The organism is Bacteroidota bacterium, from assembly GCA_016718825.1.
In the GTDB taxonomy this organism is placed as follows: Bacteria; Bacteroidota; Bacteroidia; order J057; family JADKCL01; genus JADKCL01.
Genome location: JADKCL010000001.1, coordinates 240301 through 257323, shown reverse-complemented (window position 1 = coordinate 257323; position 17023 = coordinate 240301). Strand labels below are relative to the sequence as shown.

Annotated in this window: 16 protein-coding genes; 5 read left to right on the top strand and 11 right to left on the bottom strand. The window is 51.3% G+C overall.

The window, feature by feature from the left end:
- Positions 1 to 170: 170 nt before the first annotated feature.
- Positions 171 to 1445: a 23S rRNA (adenine(2503)-C(2))-methyltransferase RlmN gene (gene rlmN, locus IPN95_01035; GenBank protein MBK9448005.1), complete on the bottom strand. Its 1275-nt coding sequence runs from the start codon at positions 1443 to 1445 to the stop codon at positions 171 to 173.
- The gene (locus tag IPN95_01030) at positions 1355 to 4729 is read right to left on the bottom strand and encodes a PKD domain-containing protein (GenBank protein MBK9448004.1); all 3375 of its coding nucleotides are present in this window, start codon (positions 4727 to 4729) and stop codon (positions 1355 to 1357) included. The genes rlmN and IPN95_01030 overlap by 91 nt, the downstream gene beginning before the upstream one ends.
- A 205-nt stretch (positions 4730 to 4934) precedes the next feature.
- On the opposite strand from IPN95_01030, the gene IPN95_01025 reads away from it, so the two are divergent.
- From IPN95_01025 to bcp, 5 genes are read left to right on the top strand one after another with little or no spacing between them, the layout of a single operon-like run.
- Positions 4935 to 5249 carry a hypothetical protein gene (locus tag IPN95_01025; GenBank protein ID MBK9448003.1) on the top strand — a complete coding sequence of 105 codons (315 nt, stop codon included), beginning with the start codon at positions 4935 to 4937 and terminating at the stop codon, positions 5247 to 5249.
- Positions 5250 to 5309: 60 nt separating this feature from the next.
- Positions 5310 to 5747, top strand: a complete 438-nt coding sequence (locus IPN95_01020; protein MBK9448002.1) for a hypothetical protein — start codon at positions 5310 to 5312, stop codon at positions 5745 to 5747.
- A 4-nt stretch (positions 5748 to 5751) separates the two neighbouring features.
- Positions 5752 to 6363 carry a fumarylacetoacetate hydrolase family protein gene (locus tag IPN95_01015; GenBank protein MBK9448001.1) on the top strand — a complete coding sequence of 204 codons (612 nt, stop codon included), beginning with the start codon at positions 5752 to 5754 and terminating at the stop codon, positions 6361 to 6363.
- On the top strand, positions 6353 to 8326 hold the full coding sequence (locus IPN95_01010; protein ID MBK9448000.1) for a M23 family metallopeptidase: 1974 nt from the start codon (positions 6353 to 6355) through the stop codon (positions 8324 to 8326). Before IPN95_01015 ends, IPN95_01010 begins: the two co-directional genes overlap by 11 nt.
- 44 nt (positions 8327 to 8370) lie before the next feature.
- Positions 8371 to 8844 carry a thioredoxin-dependent thiol peroxidase gene (gene bcp, locus IPN95_01005; GenBank protein MBK9447999.1) on the top strand — a complete coding sequence of 158 codons (474 nt, stop codon included), beginning with the start codon at positions 8371 to 8373 and terminating at the stop codon, positions 8842 to 8844.
- 59 nt (positions 8845 to 8903) lie between these two features.
- Here bcp and IPN95_01000 read toward each other — a convergent pair whose 3' ends face one another.
- The 9 genes from IPN95_01000 to porV form a co-directional block, all read right to left on the bottom strand.
- Positions 8904 to 10514, bottom strand: coding sequence for a T9SS type A sorting domain-containing protein (locus tag IPN95_01000; protein MBK9447998.1), 1611 nt, complete (start codon positions 10512 to 10514; stop codon positions 8904 to 8906).
- A 133-nt stretch (positions 10515 to 10647) separates the two neighbouring features.
- Positions 10648 to 11073, bottom strand: coding sequence for a GNAT family N-acetyltransferase (locus tag IPN95_00995; protein ID MBK9447997.1), 426 nt, complete (start codon positions 11071 to 11073; stop codon positions 10648 to 10650).
- A gap of 71 nt (positions 11074 to 11144) precedes the next feature.
- Positions 11145 to 11441, bottom strand: a complete 297-nt coding sequence (locus tag IPN95_00990; protein MBK9447996.1) for a hypothetical protein — start codon at positions 11439 to 11441, stop codon at positions 11145 to 11147.
- 92 nt (positions 11442 to 11533) lie between these two features.
- A complete protein-coding gene (locus IPN95_00985; GenBank protein MBK9447995.1) occupies positions 11534 to 12076 on the bottom strand; it encodes a hypothetical protein in 543 nt (180 codons plus the stop codon).
- The gene (locus IPN95_00980; protein ID MBK9447994.1) at positions 12063 to 12722 is read right to left on the bottom strand and encodes a fused MFS/spermidine synthase; all 660 of its coding nucleotides are present in this window, start codon (positions 12720 to 12722) and stop codon (positions 12063 to 12065) included. Before IPN95_00980 ends, IPN95_00985 begins: the two co-directional genes overlap by 14 nt.
- Positions 12719 to 13579: a hypothetical protein gene (locus IPN95_00975; GenBank protein MBK9447993.1), complete on the bottom strand. Its 861-nt coding sequence runs from the start codon at positions 13577 to 13579 to the stop codon at positions 12719 to 12721. Before IPN95_00975 ends, IPN95_00980 begins: the two co-directional genes overlap by 4 nt.
- Positions 13580 to 13623: 44 nt before the next feature.
- Complete coding sequence (locus IPN95_00970; GenBank protein ID MBK9447992.1) at positions 13624 to 14247, bottom strand: hypothetical protein; 624 nt, start codon at positions 14245 to 14247, stop codon at positions 13624 to 13626.
- A complete protein-coding gene (locus tag IPN95_00965; protein MBK9447991.1) occupies positions 14220 to 15482 on the bottom strand; it encodes an AAA family ATPase in 1263 nt (420 codons plus the stop codon). The genes IPN95_00970 and IPN95_00965 overlap by 28 nt, the downstream gene beginning before the upstream one ends.
- 185 nt (positions 15483 to 15667) lie before the next feature.
- Positions 15668 to 16813, bottom strand: coding sequence for a type IX secretion system outer membrane channel protein PorV (gene porV / locus IPN95_00960; GenBank protein MBK9447990.1), 1146 nt, complete (start codon positions 16811 to 16813; stop codon positions 15668 to 15670).
- Positions 16814 to 17023: the final 210 nt, after the last annotated feature.

The following is a 17023-nucleotide window of genomic DNA, read 5'->3' as shown; positions in this document are numbered from 1 at the left end:
TGTGATTTTCAAATGAATTTAAGGTGGCTCCAAGTTGAATGCCTTAAACCGACAATTTCGGCATCGTGTCGGCGTTCATTCGTCGGTGAGCCACATTATTCTTGTGGTTCACGCTCAAACAAAGGTCCAAAAAAAATTTAAGTGCTGAGGATTGTTTCGCTTAAAACAGTTCAGCGATGCTTCAAAGCAAGCTGTCCACATGCACCATCGACATCCTTGCCGCGGCTGCGTCTGACATTGACAATGGCGCCCTTGTCTTCCAAGTATTGCCTGAAACGGTGCAATTTGTTGCCGCTCGTGTTCTGAAAACCAGCTTCATCGATAGGGTTGTATTCAATGATGTTGATTTTGGACGGTACAATCAAGGAAAACTGATAAAGTTCCTCAGCATCTTCAAGACTGTCATTGAAGTCCTTGAAAATGATGTATTCGTAGGTTACCCGAGTTTCCGTTTTCTCATAGAAATACTTCAATGCCTCACCCAATGCCTCAAGACTATTGGATTCGTTGATGGGCATGATTTCGTTGCGCTTGGTGTCATTGGCGGCATGCAGACTCAAGGCAAATTCGAAGCGAACACCATCGTCTCCGAGTTTTCGGATCATTTTGGCGATTCCGGCAGTACTCACCGTAATGCGTTTGGGCGCCATTGCCAATCCTTCCTCGGAAGTGATCATGTCGATGCTCCCCAAGACGTGCTTGTAATTCAGCAATGGCTCACCCATTCCCATATAGACAATGTTGGTGAGCGGTCGGCCATATTCTCTTTCGGCGGCGTCTTTGATATAGGCTACCTGATCAAAAATCTCATAGTGCTGCAGGTTGCGCTTGAGGTCAAGATAACCCGTCGCACAAAATTTACATGTCAGCGAGCATCCTACTTGCGACGAAACACAAGCAGTGACCCGAGTTTCCGTCGGAATCAAAACACCTTCCACCAAATTGCCATCGGGCATCTGAAAGGCGTATTTGATGGTGCCGTCGCTGCTGCGTTGCTCGGAATGCACTCCTAGCTTGCCGATCGTAAAATGATCCTGCAATTGTTTGCGCAAACCCTGACCAAGATTGGTCATTGCTTCAAAGCTATTCGCATTGCGTTTCCACAGCCATTCATGGATTTGCTTGGCCCTAAAGCCTTTTTCACCGATACCTTCGAGCCACGACTTAAGGGCTGCAAGGTCCAAACTGCGAATGTTGGGAAGCTGCGTCACGTGCCAAAGATAAGGAGGATTGGGGGATTGAAGGCAAAAGGAAGAATTCGGTGCTGTCCCCGAAGCACTTCCATGGTGGTACAAAAAGCATCGGGGAGCATTCCCAAACAGGATGCTCCCCGACAATGTTCCCCAAAATGGGATTACTGAAGGACGACTTTCATCGTTGCCACATGATCCCCGGCACGCATCCGCAGGAAATACATCCCCGAGGCTAGCGTACCGCGCTCCCATTGCAACGTCGTTTGGCCGGCATTGGCATTGCCATCAAAAACAGATCCCACCAATTTTCCAGTCATATCAATCAAATCGAGCCTGACTGCGCCTGCCTCTGGCGTCGTGAACCGAATCATACCGCGGTCATTCATCGGCTGCGGTGCCACCGCGTCGATCGAGAAACCTCCGTCACGACTTGGATCCACGCCGACGATGGTCACAAAGACTGTGACGTTGTCACTCCGTTCACAACCCGCAGCACTGTATCCGGTACATGTGTAGGTCGTTGTGACCGAAGGGGAAGCCACCGGATTGGGGCAATTGGTGCAACTCAAACCCGTGGATGGCGACCAGAGATAGGTTACACCGCCGCTTGCTGCCAAGTTCACGGAACCACCCATTGTCGTAATGGTCTGGTCTTGACCAGCCCAAACGCTTGGAGATGCGTTGGCGGAGACAACCACAGTATCGGTGTCGGTGCAGCCGTTTGCATCTGTAACCGTCAGAATCAAGGTGCGCGTTTGGTTTACCACAACTTGGGTTGATGCCGCATAAGGACTGATCACAGCCCCCACAGGTGCCCAAGCATAACTAACCCCACCGCTTCCAGAAAGCTGCACGGTATCACCCGGGCAACCCGAAGTGTCCACGCCTGCATAGGCTGTAGGAGGGGAAACCACAGTTACGGTAATCGACTGATTGGTCGTGGAGCTACCATTGGGGTTGGTGGCCGTCAAGCTTACAGTGTATGTTCCGCTTGCCGAATATTGATGCGTCGGATGCTGCACGGTAGAAGTTCCCCCATCACCAAAGTCCCAAGCCCATTGCACTGGGGCATTGGAGGTTGAATCCATAAATTCAACGATGCCGTCGCAAGCCACGACATTCAAAGCAGAAAAGGCGGCTGCAGGCACGAGGTTGTAGGAATTGGTCGAATAAAACCCGCGACCATGGGTGCTCAAAAACACCATTTTATCACTGTACCTTGCGCGGATTTGTTCGACTCTTGGAATGCCCATGCCCATGTTTTCCGGTGTCCAACGTATCGCATTGGCAGGCAAGGTAATGTCGCTGCAACGGAAGATGCCCAGATCGGTTCCCACCAACAAGCCATTGGGATTGTTGGGTTCGATCACTGCCCAGTTGCAAGGAAGGTCGGGCAAGTCGCCTGTCAAAACCTTCCAAACGGCATTTGCACCTTGGTCGGCATTGCGGCATTCGACCACACGATGGGCCACACCATAGCTGCTGAAGGTCACCACGATGTGGTTATTGTCGTTGGGATTCACCATCACGCAGTTGATATAGCCGCTGCCAAGACCCGTTGGATTCACGGTGGCAGGCACGGTGGAGCTGTTGGCGGTGGCACAGTTTGCGATGCGGTAAACGCGGCCGCCCGCAGCAAAATAAACCACGGTGCTCGGGTTATAGCCAGGTCCAATGGCGGTAACATTGGTACCCAAGGACGAGGTAATTTGACGCCAACCCGCTGCACTTCCCGTAGCGCTGGATGGATGCATCCACAATACCGTCGATCCCTGAAACAAATAATTCGGATTGGTCACGCTGATCTCCATCGGATTGATAAACAGCGTATTGTTTTCGTTGAGTGATGGATTGGTGATCGATTGGAATGTATTTCCCCCATTCCTCGAACGTCGAACAGTGGCATACTGTGTCGTGGTAAACATCGTATCAGGATAAATGGCGTTGATTGCAACATAGCCACCATCTGATCCTGTGAGCTCAATCCCTGCCGAAATACCCGGGGCATCGACCATCGTGGATCCATTGTCTTGCGCGCCACCGATGATCCGGTTGCGACCTGCACGGGGGTCGATTGCGCAGGAATAGTATTGTGTGACGTTGAAATTGTTGTTGTGCTCGGAAACGGTTGTGCCGCGATTGCTGCTGTACCAGATACCACCATCATTGCCAAACACCAGTTTCTGTGGATTTGTCGCATTAAAAGCTACCGAATGTTGGTCCGGGTGGATGTATTGCCCAAAGCCATAGGCATCGGTCAGCAACGTCCAAGAAGACCCACCATTGGTGGTGCGGTGTTGATTGATACCCCCGACATACACCACTTGATGATCACTAGGATCAACGCCAAGGCTGAGGTCATACCATGCCTGTCCGTTGGTGATGTCATCGCCAAAATTGTAGGCTCCTGCTACCGGTTGTGCGGTCGTTGCAGCCCATGTCAAACCGCCGTTGGTCGTTCTGAAGATGTCAGTATTGGCATTTCCCACTTCACAAACGGCATAAACATAGGCACTGTTGCTCATGCTTGCAGCCACTTCAACACGACCATAGCCCGAACCAAAATTCGTTGTAAGGCGCGTCCAGGTCCCCGCTGTACCTTGCGTTGCACCCAAGGTTCCGGCTGACTTATAAATCCCTGATCCGTTCACCCCAACAAAAAGATCACCATTTCCAGCAATGTCAATGTCGGTCATCCAATCATTGGTCGCACCTACGCCGGAGCCCAACACCTTCGTGAAAGTGACACCGCCGTCGGTCGACCGTTGCAAGCCTCCCTTGGTAGCAACATACAGTACGCCTGAATTTGTGACGAGGATTCCTTGGCAATAGTAGAATGCATTTCCAGTAGTGCTGCTCAACTGCGACCAGTTCATGCCACCGTTGGTCGACTTCCAAACGCCGGCTCCGCGAAGGGCATCCACATTGAACCAGCCCTCTCCTGTGCCATAGTACATCACCATGGGATTGGTCGGATCGTAGTTGATACAAGTTGCAGCAACATTGCTGAACAACGGACTCACCTGCGTCCAGTTGGGCGAACCCACCGTCACATCATCGGTATGCCAAAGGCCACCACCGACGCCACCCGCAAAAAATCCATTCGTAGAATTTGGGTCCCACATAATTGCACGGGTACGGCCGCCAATGCCTGTTGGGCCACGCTCGTCCCAATAAAGTCCATAATTGGAATTGCTCTCAGGATTGATGCGTGGCTCTCCCCACTTCGACACAAAATATTCATAGGCGTTTTGAAGTCCGTCGGCAGGTACTTCCCCCGTCAATGGATTCATGCGCTTGAGCTTGTCAAACTCCGCAAACATGTCGGGCTGATTTCTTTTGTCTTTTCCCTCTTTTTCGCCGCCAGCAACCTTTGGAAGTGCTGCAAGTCGTTGATTGAAGAGGGACGCATAGGCTGACTGTTCGCCTTGGGATTCGGAGTTCCCGCTGCAAAGCGTCTCAGAACAGGGTCCAATCATGGCTACGGAAGCCACGATGGCAAAACTCAAGGCAAAATAAGTAGTGAATTTTCTCATACGCTTTGAAAAGTATATGCCTGCAAGTTGGCAGTCGCAACTTCAAAGATAGTCAAAATGGCCGAAATAAAAGGCGCATAGAAGTATTACATCCATTGTCGAAAGCAATCATTTATCCTTCTCTATTGCATCAAAACCATATTTTAGGGTTTTGCTTCCTTACGCGCTTGTCTTGGTTGTAATTTGAAACTCAACTTTCGTCGGCATGGAGACGGTTTGGAAATTTGCTTCAAGGTTGTTCACCGTTTCATTTCCGGCATTTTTGCTGGGCACTTTGCTTTCTGAACAGCTTTCCGGTCAGTGGGGGACACAACTTGCGGTGGGATTAACATGGTTTTGGTTCGCGGCGGCAGGACTCGTTTCTGCGGTGGGATGGTATGCAATTCTCTGGAATCCGATTCCCGCCAGCGCCTGGAAAGCCTTCGTTTTCATCACTGCGAATGTCGTTTTTCTGGGCATTCTCCTCCTTTGGATTGCAACGCGCGGGCAGGGAATTGGCTCAGCAGGCATTCTCGGGTAATCTGCTATTTTGCAATAACCCGTCTGTTTTTCTTATTTTTGGCAAACTTTGGGAAAACTGATGAAAAAACCGCTGTTGATATTGGCATTTGCAGCCTCCCTTTTGTGCGGGGCTTGTTCGTTTGCACCCGATCATCCGGGTGAGGAAGAGGTGAAGGCCATCCTAGCCGGACGCTATTGTTCCGAGGATTTGCGCCATCGCATGGAGCTCGGTCACGACGGCCGTTATGCAGGCCATCGCACGCAGATGAGTGCATTTGGCACCGGATTGCTTCCAGAAAAATGTGAAGGCAACTACAAATTGCGCTACGACGAAGACAAAAACACCTGGATCCTCGCCTTCGAACCCAGCGACAAAAATTCGAATCCGTTTATCAAGTGCAAGGGCAGCGAAGTCACGGTCTGGGAAGCTGAAAAAGGTTATCTCGTCGGCGACAGCATCGTGACGTTGAATGATCCGTTGGATCAAGTTCCTGTGAGCAGCAAATGTGAACTCTAAGCCCATGAAAATCATCTGTGTCGGTCGCAACTATGCTGCGCATGCCCAGGAATTGGCCAATGCTGTTCCTGACAAACCCTTGATCTTTCTGAAGCCTGAAACGGCCATTCTTGAAGACAACCGAGACTTTTTGCACCCCAATTTCAGCAATGATATTCATTGGGAATGCGAATTGGTCTACCGTGTCGCCAAAGACGGCAGCCATGTCTCGCAGTCCGAGGCTTGGGATTACATCGACGGCATCGGACTTGGAATCGACTTCACCGCACGCGACCTGCAAGACGAAATCAAGAAAAAAGGACATCCGTGGACCTTGGCCAAAATGTTTGACCATTCGGCACCGATATCCAAGTTTCTCGATCCAAAATCCTATGCAGATCACAAAAACCTGCACTTCGAATTGCGCGTAAACGACGTCGTGCGCCAATCTGGATTCAGCGGCAACATGATCTTTCCCTTGGATGTGCTGATCGCATACATCACGCAATTCATCACGCTCAAAGCGGGTGACCTGATTTTCACAGGAACTCCCGAAGGCGTGGGCAAGGTCAATGTCGGCGACCGCTTGCAAGCCAGCTTGGAAGGCAAGGAATTGCTGGACTTCTATGTCAAATAAGACGCGGCCAAAACGCCTTTTTTACATTTTCGGTTTGCTTGTTTTGCTCGGCTTTTTGCCGGCGATGACACTTTTGCCCCATGCGAAAGTCCAAGGTTACCAATTTCCCATGTCGGGCAACAGCTTTTTGCTTGCGGGCACCTTCGGCGAATTGCGCAACAACCACTTTCATTCGGGCATCGACATCAAAACCGGCGGCGGCATCGGGCAGCCGCTTTTGGCAGTGCGCGATGGCTACATTTACCGCATCAAGGTAAGCCCGTTTGGTTTTGGCAAAGCCATCTACCTGCGCCACCCCGATGGCGAATTTTCCGTTTACGGCCACATGAACGGCTTCACGGCGCCTATCGAGGAGTTTGTCTACCAAAAGCAGTACGCGAGCAAGCAATATGAGCAGGAAATCTACCTCGACGAAGGCCAAATGCCCGTCAAAGCCGGCGACCTGATCGGATACAGTGGCAATTCGGGGTCGAGCAGCGGTCCGCACCTGCATTTCGAAATCCGCGATCCGGAGGAGCGCATCATGAATCCGCTCAATTATTATCAGCCCTACATCGCCGACCATATCAAGCCGCAGGTTTTGGGCATTGCCTTCGAACCGATCACGGTCAATTCCCGGGTCAATGGCCGTTTTGAGAAGTTCGAAGTCAAACCCGAAGGCAACAATGGCGACTATCGCATCGTCGATTTAGTGCGCCTCGAAGGCAAGGTCGGCTTGGAATACGACGGATTTGACCAACTCGATGGCGCCGCCAACAGCTGCGGCATCAACTACGCCAAACTCTATCTGGACGAGCAATTGATCTACGAATTTGCGCTCGAGAAATTCACCTTTGACGACAAGAAATACATCAACGTACACTTTGACTACGCCCACAACAAGGCTGGCGGACGCAAGTTGCAGCGCAGTTATGTCGAACCGGGCAATGAATTGATCTGCCATCCGCAGAGCGTCGACCGCGGTTGGATCGAATTGAAAGACGACCAAGTCCATGCCTTGCGCTTGGAACTCGCAGACGGCTATCGCAACACGAGCATTGTCCGCGCGAATGTGCAGCGCGCCTCACCTGCGCAACTGCCCGCGAGCGTGACGGGCGGGCAAGGGCAACGGCTGACTTCGACCATCCGCCGAAATGTCTGCGTGCTGCGCCTGAGCAAGCCGGTGACCCGCCAATTGCAAGGTCTCACCGTCGCCTTTGCCGATGGCACCACCGAATTGTTGCCGCCGGCCTACTTGCAGGGCGAAGAATTGGTGTACTTGCTGGACCTCAACCAACGGCGGATGCCGGTCTCCGTCGGCGATCCGATTGCCGGGCACCGCGTGGATTTCAATTTCCGAAAAAAGGTCTACCCCGTGAAGGACAATGTCGTCGAGGACGGGGAATTGCAGCTTTTTTTGCCTGCCGGATGCGTTTTTGATTCGCTGCCCCTGCATTTGAAACGCCTGCCGGGCGGTCGGAACCAATTCACAGACAGCTACGAAGTCGGTCGATCCGACCAGCCGATCTTCAAGTCGTTTGTTTTGCAGTTCACGCCCTCGAAGGTCAGCGATCCTTCGCAGCTTGTCGTCGCGCGCCGCCAAGGCGGCAATTGGGTGTTTGTCGGCAACGAACACAAACCCGACGGCACCATATCAGCCGCTTCGGGAGACTTTGGCACATTCTGCGTCATGGCCGACAGTACTCCCCCTACGCTCAAACCCCTCAATTTCAAGTCTGGAAGCACGATTCCAGCCAGCCAAAAGACCTTGAGTTTGCAGATCGACGACAGCTTTTCAGGCATCGCAAGTCAGCGCTTCCTTTGCACCATCGACGGGGCCTGGGAACTGTTTGAATACGATGCGAAGTCCAATTCGATCACGCATCGCCTGCACAACCGCACCGGAACTACCCACAACTTGGAGGTAATCGTCTACGACAATGCAAACAATCTCGCCCAAGCATCGTTTTCCATTGTGTTCTGATCCCCACGGTGAATATTTTATTTCGTTCCAAAAACAATTGAAGCATGGCTGAAAATTTGACATTCCTCGCCGTTGGCACCGCCGCACCTGATTTCAAAGTTGCTGACCAAGACGGGAAACCGGTCTCTTTGAAGGATTTCAAAGGCAAAAAAGTGGTGCTCTACTTCTATCCGCAAGACAATACGCCGACCTGCACCAAGGAAGCCTGCAACCTGCGGGACAACCATGCGCTCCTGACCGAACGCGGTTTTGTCGTCCTGGGCGTGAGTGCGGATTCGGAGAAGGCCCACCAGAAATTCATACAGAAATTCGACCTTCCCTTTGCATTGTTGGCCGACACGGAACACGAAATCATCAAGAAATACAACGTCTGGGGCGAGAAGACGACCTTCGGAAAAACCTACGACGGGATTCACCGGACGACCTATATCATCGACGAAAAGGGAAAAATCGCGCATGTGATCCATCCTGTCGAATCAGGTCGGCATGCCGAGCAGGTGCTGGAACTTTACGCTTGATCGCTGCTGGAATTCTGAATGACATCCGTGCAGCTTCGCCGGAAGTTATTCCGCTTGCCTTAACGCAGGATCACCTTCCCCGTCAGGGAAACGCCCTTTCCACGAATACGCAGCAGGTAAATTCCCGCTTCGAGATCGCCCGATTCAATCCCGATTGACCCGGAAGTGATCCCCTCGATGCTGCGTACTTGTTTCCCGGCAATGTCATACATCTCCAAGGTACAGGGCTGATGCCCGGGATTGGGGAAGTCGATCCGGCAGCGGTCATGGAATGGGTTGGGATAAATTTGAATCTGTGAATTCACCATCGCCGAGCTGCTCACGGTTGACCAGACAAATGCTGAATCCACCCGCACGCAGCCATTGGCATCGGTGATGCTGACGGTATAGGCCCCGGGAAGCAGGTTGGAGGCCGTGGCGGAAGTTGCCGCGTTGCTCCACAAAAATGTATACGGCGGATGGGGACCATTCACCGCTACACTTGCGCTGCCATCTGCCACGGTCGCGCCCGAGGCTCCGAAGGTCGTGACATTTGCCGCATACGCGGTCCATGACTTGATCACCGTTACCGAATCCACCACTTGCCCGGAAAGGTCTACCGTCGCAAAGGAGGCGGTATCGCCATTGATTGTGAAGCGCACATACTCATTCACATAAAGCTCTTGCTGAATATTGGGTGCGCAAGGCAGGTTGCCGGGAAAAGTATTGCAGGTATGCGCATCCAAGGTACTTGTGCCCCCGCCACCTGAAATCACATAGTTGACACCGTTCATTTCCCCACGCTGATAGCAGTGCGCATGACCATTGAGCACAAAGTCCACATCGTATTGCTCGAAATAGGGCACAAGCGCGGTCCGCATATCGTCATTTCCGTCATACTGGAAATAGGGCTGAAAAGGAACGTAGTAGCTCGGATCCCAAGCATTGGTCCACGGCGGATGGTGGAAAAAGACAAACAACCACTCTTGATCCCGGCATTTCAATTCGTCCAGAAGAAAGTCATGCTGATCGGAACCGATGCTGTAGTCGCCGTTGGAGTCGAGGCAGATGAACTTGGCATTGCCCCAAGTGAAGCTGTAATAATGCTCGCTTTGCTGGGCATTGTTCGTCGGCTGATAGAAGCTGTCAAAAAAATCGACGCCTCCGTTGGCAATGATATCATGGTTGCCGATGGCAGTATAGTGACAATCGCGTGCAAGCATATTTTTGTACACGCCAAAGAAGACATTGTCATAGGCATCGCCGACGCCTTGATCGACGTCGCCTGCCACGACGGCAAAGTCCACCGGCTCTTGCTCCATCAGGGCGGAAAGCTGGTTCTGAATCGTATTGTTGTAGCCGCAGTCGGCATAATGCAGGAATTTGATGGCACGGTTCTCCACGGGTTTGGCAGTCCAGAAATGCTCGACTGCACTTGTATAACCCGCATCGGTGGTCACTTGGTAGAAATACTGCGTATTAGGTTGCAGCCCAGAGATTGTAAGGGAATGCTTTTGGGTTGCTGCCACCTCATTCAGGCTATTCGTCAGCGCTGAGGGTCCGGTTCCCCAGCTCAAAGTCCCAACGCCCGAAGTGGCTGTATTCCAAGCAATCAGCACACTCGTTTCCGTGGGTTGCTGCACATAGGGATACCGGTCGACCACTTGGGCAAACGTTAAAATTTGAAGCAAAAGGAGCAATAAAAGCAAACCGTACCGCATCATCTTCACAAGCACATTCTCATTAGCGCCTCACGAATTTAACGTTTTCGCAACATTCATCGGCCTGCAATGCGAAAAATGGGGGATTTTGTCGGATCGAAAGCTACAACCACTTGCGCATCAATAGCGAGCTCGCCCCGAGCGGGCAGTCGGTAATTTCGCAGATGGTACTATAACCGAGTTTGGTATAAAATTCGGGTGCTTGAAAAGTTGTTGTTTCAACAATGGCTTGGCGTGCGCCCTTTTCTTTGGCGAGCACCTCTGCTGTCACGAGCAATTCGGTTCCGACACCTTTTCCACGCATTTCCTCATCCACCCAAAGAATCTGAATCACAAGGCAATGCATGCTCACAGCGCCCAGCAAACCGGCTTGAATCGTGCCAGCCTCGTCCCGAATAAACAATCGGATTTCCTTGCGTTCAAACGGCGCGGGCGTGTTGGCCTCGTTGAAGGCCTCCAATTTAGCAACCACGAAGCGCACGTCTTCGGGTTTTGCCTTGTCTTCAATGTCGATGTTCCAGCGGCCCATGCTGGAAATTGGCAAAAAAAGAGCAGCTACCAAAGTGCTGCCCTACTTGTATTCGATATTTCTTGCTGCTCCTAGTTCAACACCATCTTGGGCAAGCCCATGAATTCGGTGTCGTGCAGGATCAGCTCGCTGATTTCGTACTCAAAAAATTTGTGCATCGGGAACTTGCGCAGCATGTTTTGCAGGGCATCATGATCCTTGCAACTTGCTACCATCCAAGCTTTTTGGCGGTTTCTGTCCAAACTGAAGCTGCTGATGCGCCCTGCAGCGAGCAACTCAACGATCACCGCGCGCTGTTTTGGAATCAACAACATGTATTCCTCGTTGGGGAATTGTGGCAGGTTAATGGTAACCATGAATTTGTGCATCGCTTCAGTCGAAATTAATTGCCGTTTCAAACGGGTACAAAGTACGGGAATTAATGTGATTTTGGGAATACTGCGATTTTTGACCGAGAATTTCAGAACACGACGATTCCCTTGATCGGCGCTGCAGGAGCCAATTGTTCGATCTTGTATTCTGACCAATCCTTGTCTTTGGCGACTGCGGGGTCGTCGATAAGGAAATGGATGCGCGGCATGGTGCGGGAATAAAGGTCGATAAGGTTGTAGTCGGGCAAGGGGACAATGGTCCAGTCATTGGCCTTGATCTGCAGATCGCTCACCTGCATGCCGACGCGCAAACCATTGCGCAAGGCGAGCTCGGGGGTGTACACACGCACGCGAGAAATGTAATCCGATCCGAAAAAATCTTCTTCGAGGTAGACGTTGCCCTTGCGGTATTCCAAAACGACTTGCCGCCATTGGTATTCGCCTTGAAGTTCGAAGGTGTCTCTTGCACTGCGTCCGCCGAGATGGTCGATGCCGGTAGGAGGCATTTGGTCGCCCAATTTGAATTTGTGAATGCCCGTGGATGTGATCAGCTTCTTGCCGCCTGCGCAGCCAACCAATCCGACTCCAAGCAGGAATCCCAAAACGATGAATGCGATGCTATTTCTTCTCATACACCAAAACCTTGTTGAGGTCTGCGTCCAAAATACGTGTTCCCGGCAAGACGGTTTTCATCTTACGGCCAAACTCCTCCGTTTGTTGGCGCAAGTCAGGCCGGTGCGCCAATCGGTTGAAAACCAACAATCCCTTCGAATTCAAGAGCGAAGCCATTTTTGAAAGAAAATCCGGCTCGCAAGCAGCTTCCGGCACTTCGTCGTCCACAAAAATATCGACCACCACCATGTCAAAGCGTTTTTGGCAGTCCCGGACATAAGCGATCGCATCTGCGAGCACGACCTCCAATTGAGGGCCCGTTTTCAATTCGAAGTGCGTCTCTGCCAAGCGCACGACCTCGGGATCGATTTCAACGGCGACGACGTGGATGCGAGGGTCAAGTTCGCGGAGAATGGTTGTCACATTGCCCGCACCCAAGCCCAGCAAGAGTACATTTTGCATTCCTTTGTTGGCCACATCCAATTGTGCGAACGTGGACCGGAAAACTTTGTCCAACCGGCCGAAGCTGTAGTTCACATTGGCCGCGTTGAGCATTTTCCGGCCGTAGGCATACCAAACCTGCAAACCCGGGCTGATCGTGGAATTGCCCTTTTCGACAATTTCCTCGTTGAAAAAGCTCTTGATATAGCGCCACGAGAATTTCAATGCGCTTCGCCTTTCAATTTCGAGACGTGGTAGGCCAATAATTTTTCACCGGGCGCAGCCGTGACGGAGGCCGGAGCGAGTTGCAACATGGACAACGCTTCCCGCAAGGGCGCTTGGTACACTTCGGAGATCGAACCGACAAAATGAATCGGTGTTTGTCGGTAATCCCGCATCCGCAAAACCGTACGATTCAAAAAAGCCATGAATCGCGCTACGACCATCATGCGAATGGTCGGATCATCCAAATGCTCCGCCAAAAAACGCGAATAGTGGGCGAGGGCGGCATTGATCTTGGGCGAATGGTAAATCTCTGTGCGAATTTCCAGAAAGGGTTTGCCTGCCCAATCCCGGAATTTGTGCTCAATGTGGTGTGGCAATTCGCCATTCAGCGCAGCCGAAACAATTGCCCGACCGAGGTCGGCGCCGCTGCCTTCGTCGCTGAAAAGATAGCCATGAGAACCGAGGTTGCCCGTGATCTTTTGTCCATCCCAAAAACAGCAATTGCTGCCGGTTCCGAGGATGCAGACAATGCCGGGGGCATCGCCGCAAGTTGCCAAGGCCGCCGCGAGCATGTCCGTGCGCAAGTTCAGCGTCAATCCAGGAAAGAGGCTTGTCAAAATCCCCCGAACGATGGCTTCTGTGCCCGGTGCCCCAAGACCCGCACCGTAAAAGTCGAGTTGCAGCCCCAATCCGACGGGAAGCTCCTGTCCCCAATCCGCGCGCTGCTGCGCTTCAATTTCGGTGGCTGACTGCACATTGGGATTGAATCCGCTCGTGCGGAATTCGCGTTGCAGGCCTTGTGCATCGTACAAGTACCACTGTGTTTTCGTACCGCCGGATTCAGCTAGGAGATGCATTGCAAATGACGAATTGAGAATTGAGAATTGTTTCAGGGTAGTGTTCAAAGAAGCTTTTGTCTTACTGCCTCGGCGTACACAAAAGGATTTTCCTCCCAGAGCATGTTGCTAGACATTTCTCCTTGTCGAAACAACCTAAAATGTCGTTCTCTCAATCGTTCCAAGGTCGGGTCGTCTAATTCTAGGCGCTTGATGGTGGTAGCCGCTCTCAACTGTGTTTCAATACTTTTTTCAGGGTTTGGAAAAATGCGACCCTTCGAAAGCTCGAGTCTAAATGTGTCAGATTCAATTTCCACTGGATCCAAGACATCATCGTGCTGATGTTTCTGTCGATTTGCCTCTAAGCATGCCAGTCGCAAATTTTCCCATTCGTATGCCTTTCTTGGGGTTCTAGATTTGGCAGCAAAATGATCCGTGGATTGTGCGCCCGACGCCAGTTCAAATCGGAATGCGTAGTAGGCACAGACACCACGATAGGTAGTCCATAGATCTGCGAGTGCCCTTACCCAATAATTCGGGAGCGTTGTCCCTTTTTCCAGAGGTTGATCGAGTTGAATGCCATTCTTCTGCATCCATTCCATCCCTGGTCTCTGCACCAACTCGTCAAACTGGGTGGGTTTTGGTTGAAGTTGAACCGGAATCACTCCTCCCCCTCCTTCCTTCTCCAAAACAAGCGCCAATAGTCTAGGAATTCATCCATCGCGTCGAGTGAATCGACGAGCCGTTGATGCATCAATTTCACTTCTTCGGAAGACGGAGCAGTTTGATCCATCAATTTCTTTGCCTCACGCAGTAACGACTCCCCTTCAATCGACCGGGTGCTTGAAAGATCAAATGCCCTACTGTGTAGCCACGATTCGGCGTCTCCGTACTTTCTGAACGGCCTGTCTGTCAATTTGACTTCTGGCTTTGATCCATTGTCGCGATCAAGGTCCAAATCAAACCACTTGTCCATTCTGGCATCGAAATGGGGTTCTAGCGATGCCATCACGAGCGGGCTGTGTGTGGTAGCGATGAGTTGGACTGAGATGTCCTTGGAAAGTTCCTTTACCGCTTCAAGCAATGCCGGCACGATTTTTCGCTGCCAGCTTGGATGGAGATGGCATTCGACTTCGTCGAGCAAAAAGGTAAGTTCCTCAGAAGGGTCGGTATTGTAAAGTGTCGCTGCGCGCCGGTGTTCCTCCCACCACCAGACCAGAACGTAAGCTAAGGAGAGGATGCGTCTTATACCGGCAGCTGCATGGACAATCGCTACCTCAACCCCATAATCCATGATGAGGGTCGGCATGTCCTGCATGTCGTTAACATCGATACGGATAAGATTCCCGACCTTGAAGGGCTTCGATTGATCTGGGCTCAGAGCTTGAAGTAGGCGCTCCAGAAGAAGAAATTTCTCGCCCTTTTCCTTTTGCCAATTCGCCCAATCGCTTACAAGGCCCTGAATGAGTTTCCTCCGATTGGCATCTTCTTTCCCCCGCCACAATTCTTCCTGACTAAATACAAAAGCCCATGGCCTATCCTTTGTTTCGGAAACGAATAGCGACAAATCATTGAAGTTGCGCAAAGGATCCCAAATTGCAGCTGAACCATCCGCCATCATGTAGATCGTCGGGAACCGCTTTACATCACCAATGTAGGGAAACTTCCATTTCTGGAGATCATACACGAAATTTCCCACCCACGTTACCGCCTTCTCGCCCTCCTCTAGTGCCTTGTAACTACGCGTGATCTTCCCTTCGGTACCTGGTTTGGGTCGCGCCACCAACCCCCCGCTAATCGTTGGGTTGATGTCCCTAGGCCAGCTGCCGGTATTCACAAACCAAGCAACATCCAACAAAAAGCTCTTTCCTAAGCCGTTGTCGCCGGTGATGATGTTGAGCCGTGGGGCTAGGTTCAGCTCCATTTGTGGGGCAGGGCCTACATTTTCTAGCTTCAGGTATTTCAGCACGTGCAGATGTTTTTACAGCGAACCAATTAGAATCCAACAAAGATAAGAATCCCCACAAAACCCACACCCCTAAAAGAAGAAAGGCCCCAACGGGGAGTCGGGGCACTTTCTTTATAAAAAATCAATCAACTTACTACTTATCAACGATTGCCGTCCGGATCAAATGCGAAGCTCAAGGAGAAACGCAATGTGTTTTGGAGCGGGTGGTTTTGGCTCAAGGAGGCGAGGTAGGCAAAGTCAAGCGCGAAGAAGCTGTACTTTACGCCCAAGCCGAGGGTGACAAATTTGCGATTGCCTTTGGAAGCATTTTCCAAGAAAAGGCCTGCGCGGGCAGCGAAGAGGTCGTTGTACCAATATTCGACACCCGTGGAGAGGTTCAGCTCTTGCAATTCCTCTGAGAATCCGCCTTCAGCATCGCCAAAGCTGGAGAACATGCCGCTGATCAACGTCTGCTTGCTTTGACCGCCTTCGGAGGGCACCATCAACTTGTTCAAGTCTGCCGTTGCCGTGAGGCTGTTGTAATCGTCCAAGCCAGCCTTGAGGGCGACACCCAAACGCAAGTTGGTCGGGATGAAGTCTTTGTTGGAGCTGTTGGTGTAGGAGATCTTGGCACCGATGTTGGAGATATTGAGGCCCCAACGGAAATTCAGCGGACGTGCGCCGGCATCAAAATCTTTGGTATACAACATGTTCAAGTCACCGGCGAAGGAAATGCCTGGCTTGGTTTCAAAACCATTGACACTTGCATTCGCAGCCAAGTTGCTGTAAATAAAGCGCAAACCTACGCCAGCGGAGAAGTTGTCGGTGACTTTGCGGGTATAACCGGCATCAAACGCAAACTCATTCGCATTGAACTTACCATACTCAACCGCATTTTCGTCGGTGAAGATGATGTTGCCCAAGGAGAAGTAGCGCAAGGAGGAGGAAATCACCCCGGCACGTTCGCCCATGTTGTAGTAGCCACTCAGATAGCTCAGGTTGATGTCCGGTACAAGCTGACGCAACCAAGGCGTGTAGCTCAGACCGATACCAAATTTTTTCTCGGAAAATGCCAATGCGGAAAGGTTCCAGTGTGCGGCATTGGCATTGTCTGCAACGGCGACACCCGCCTCACCGATACCACCGCTCCGCGAATCGGGACCGATCATCAGGAATGGCACCGCTGTCGTGATGGCCTTGATGTCTTGGCCTCCTGTCGTGGTGCCTTGCCCAAATGACTCAAGCTTGCCCGAAAAAAACAGCAAAGAAGCACAAGCAAACGTCTGAATAAATCCCTTGATTCTCATTATTATTCTACTTTTAACCCTTGGCCAATTGCCCAAGGCGTTCCTATTACCTTCACAAAAATCGTTTACAAAAGTAGAATAATTATCCGATAGGCTTAAATATTTGGGCTAAGTTACGAAAAAGGCCCATTTAACAAGCACCTGACCTACATTTTTTATTTGGGCAGCATGCATTTTGAATTTCAATACAAACCTAGACCAACCATCCCC

What these genes read in the sequence shown, in the direction of transcription:
- bcp (MBK9447999.1), top strand. Translation starts at nt 8,371, where the DNA reads ATGGCTGAAAATTTGACATTCCTCGCCGTTGGCACCGCCGCACCTGAT.
- IPN95_00965 (MBK9447991.1), bottom strand. Translation starts at nt 15,482, where the DNA reads ATGGAGCTGAACCTAGCCCCACGGCTCAACATCATCACCGGCGACAAC.
- IPN95_01010 (MBK9448000.1), top strand. Translation starts at nt 6,353, where the DNA reads ATGTCAAATAAGACGCGGCCAAAACGCCTTTTTTACATTTTCGGTTTG.
- IPN95_00995 (MBK9447997.1), bottom strand. Translation starts at nt 11,073, where the DNA reads ATGGGCCGCTGGAACATCGACATTGAAGACAAGGCAAAACCCGAAGAC.
- IPN95_00990 (MBK9447996.1), bottom strand. Translation starts at nt 11,441, where the DNA reads ATGCACAAATTCATGGTTACCATTAACCTGCCACAATTCCCCAACGAG.
- IPN95_01020 (MBK9448002.1), top strand. Translation starts at nt 5,310, where the DNA reads ATGAAAAAACCGCTGTTGATATTGGCATTTGCAGCCTCCCTTTTGTGC.
- porV (MBK9447990.1), bottom strand. Translation starts at nt 16,813, where the DNA reads ATGAGAATCAAGGGATTTATTCAGACGTTTGCTTGTGCTTCTTTGCTG.
- rlmN (MBK9448005.1), bottom strand. Translation starts at nt 1,445, where the DNA reads ATGGGAGCGCGGTACGCTAGCCTCGGGGATGTATTTCCTGCGGATGCG.
- IPN95_00975 (MBK9447993.1), bottom strand. Translation starts at nt 13,579, where the DNA reads ATGCATCTCCTAGCTGAATCCGGCGGTACGAAAACACAGTGGTACTTG.
- IPN95_00985 (MBK9447995.1), bottom strand. Translation starts at nt 12,076, where the DNA reads ATGAGAAGAAATAGCATCGCATTCATCGTTTTGGGATTCCTGCTTGGA.
- IPN95_01015 (MBK9448001.1), top strand. Translation starts at nt 5,752, where the DNA reads ATGAAAATCATCTGTGTCGGTCGCAACTATGCTGCGCATGCCCAGGAA.
- IPN95_01030 (MBK9448004.1), bottom strand. Translation starts at nt 4,729, where the DNA reads ATGAGAAAATTCACTACTTATTTTGCCTTGAGTTTTGCCATCGTGGCT.
- IPN95_01025 (MBK9448003.1), top strand. Translation starts at nt 4,935, where the DNA reads ATGGAGACGGTTTGGAAATTTGCTTCAAGGTTGTTCACCGTTTCATTT.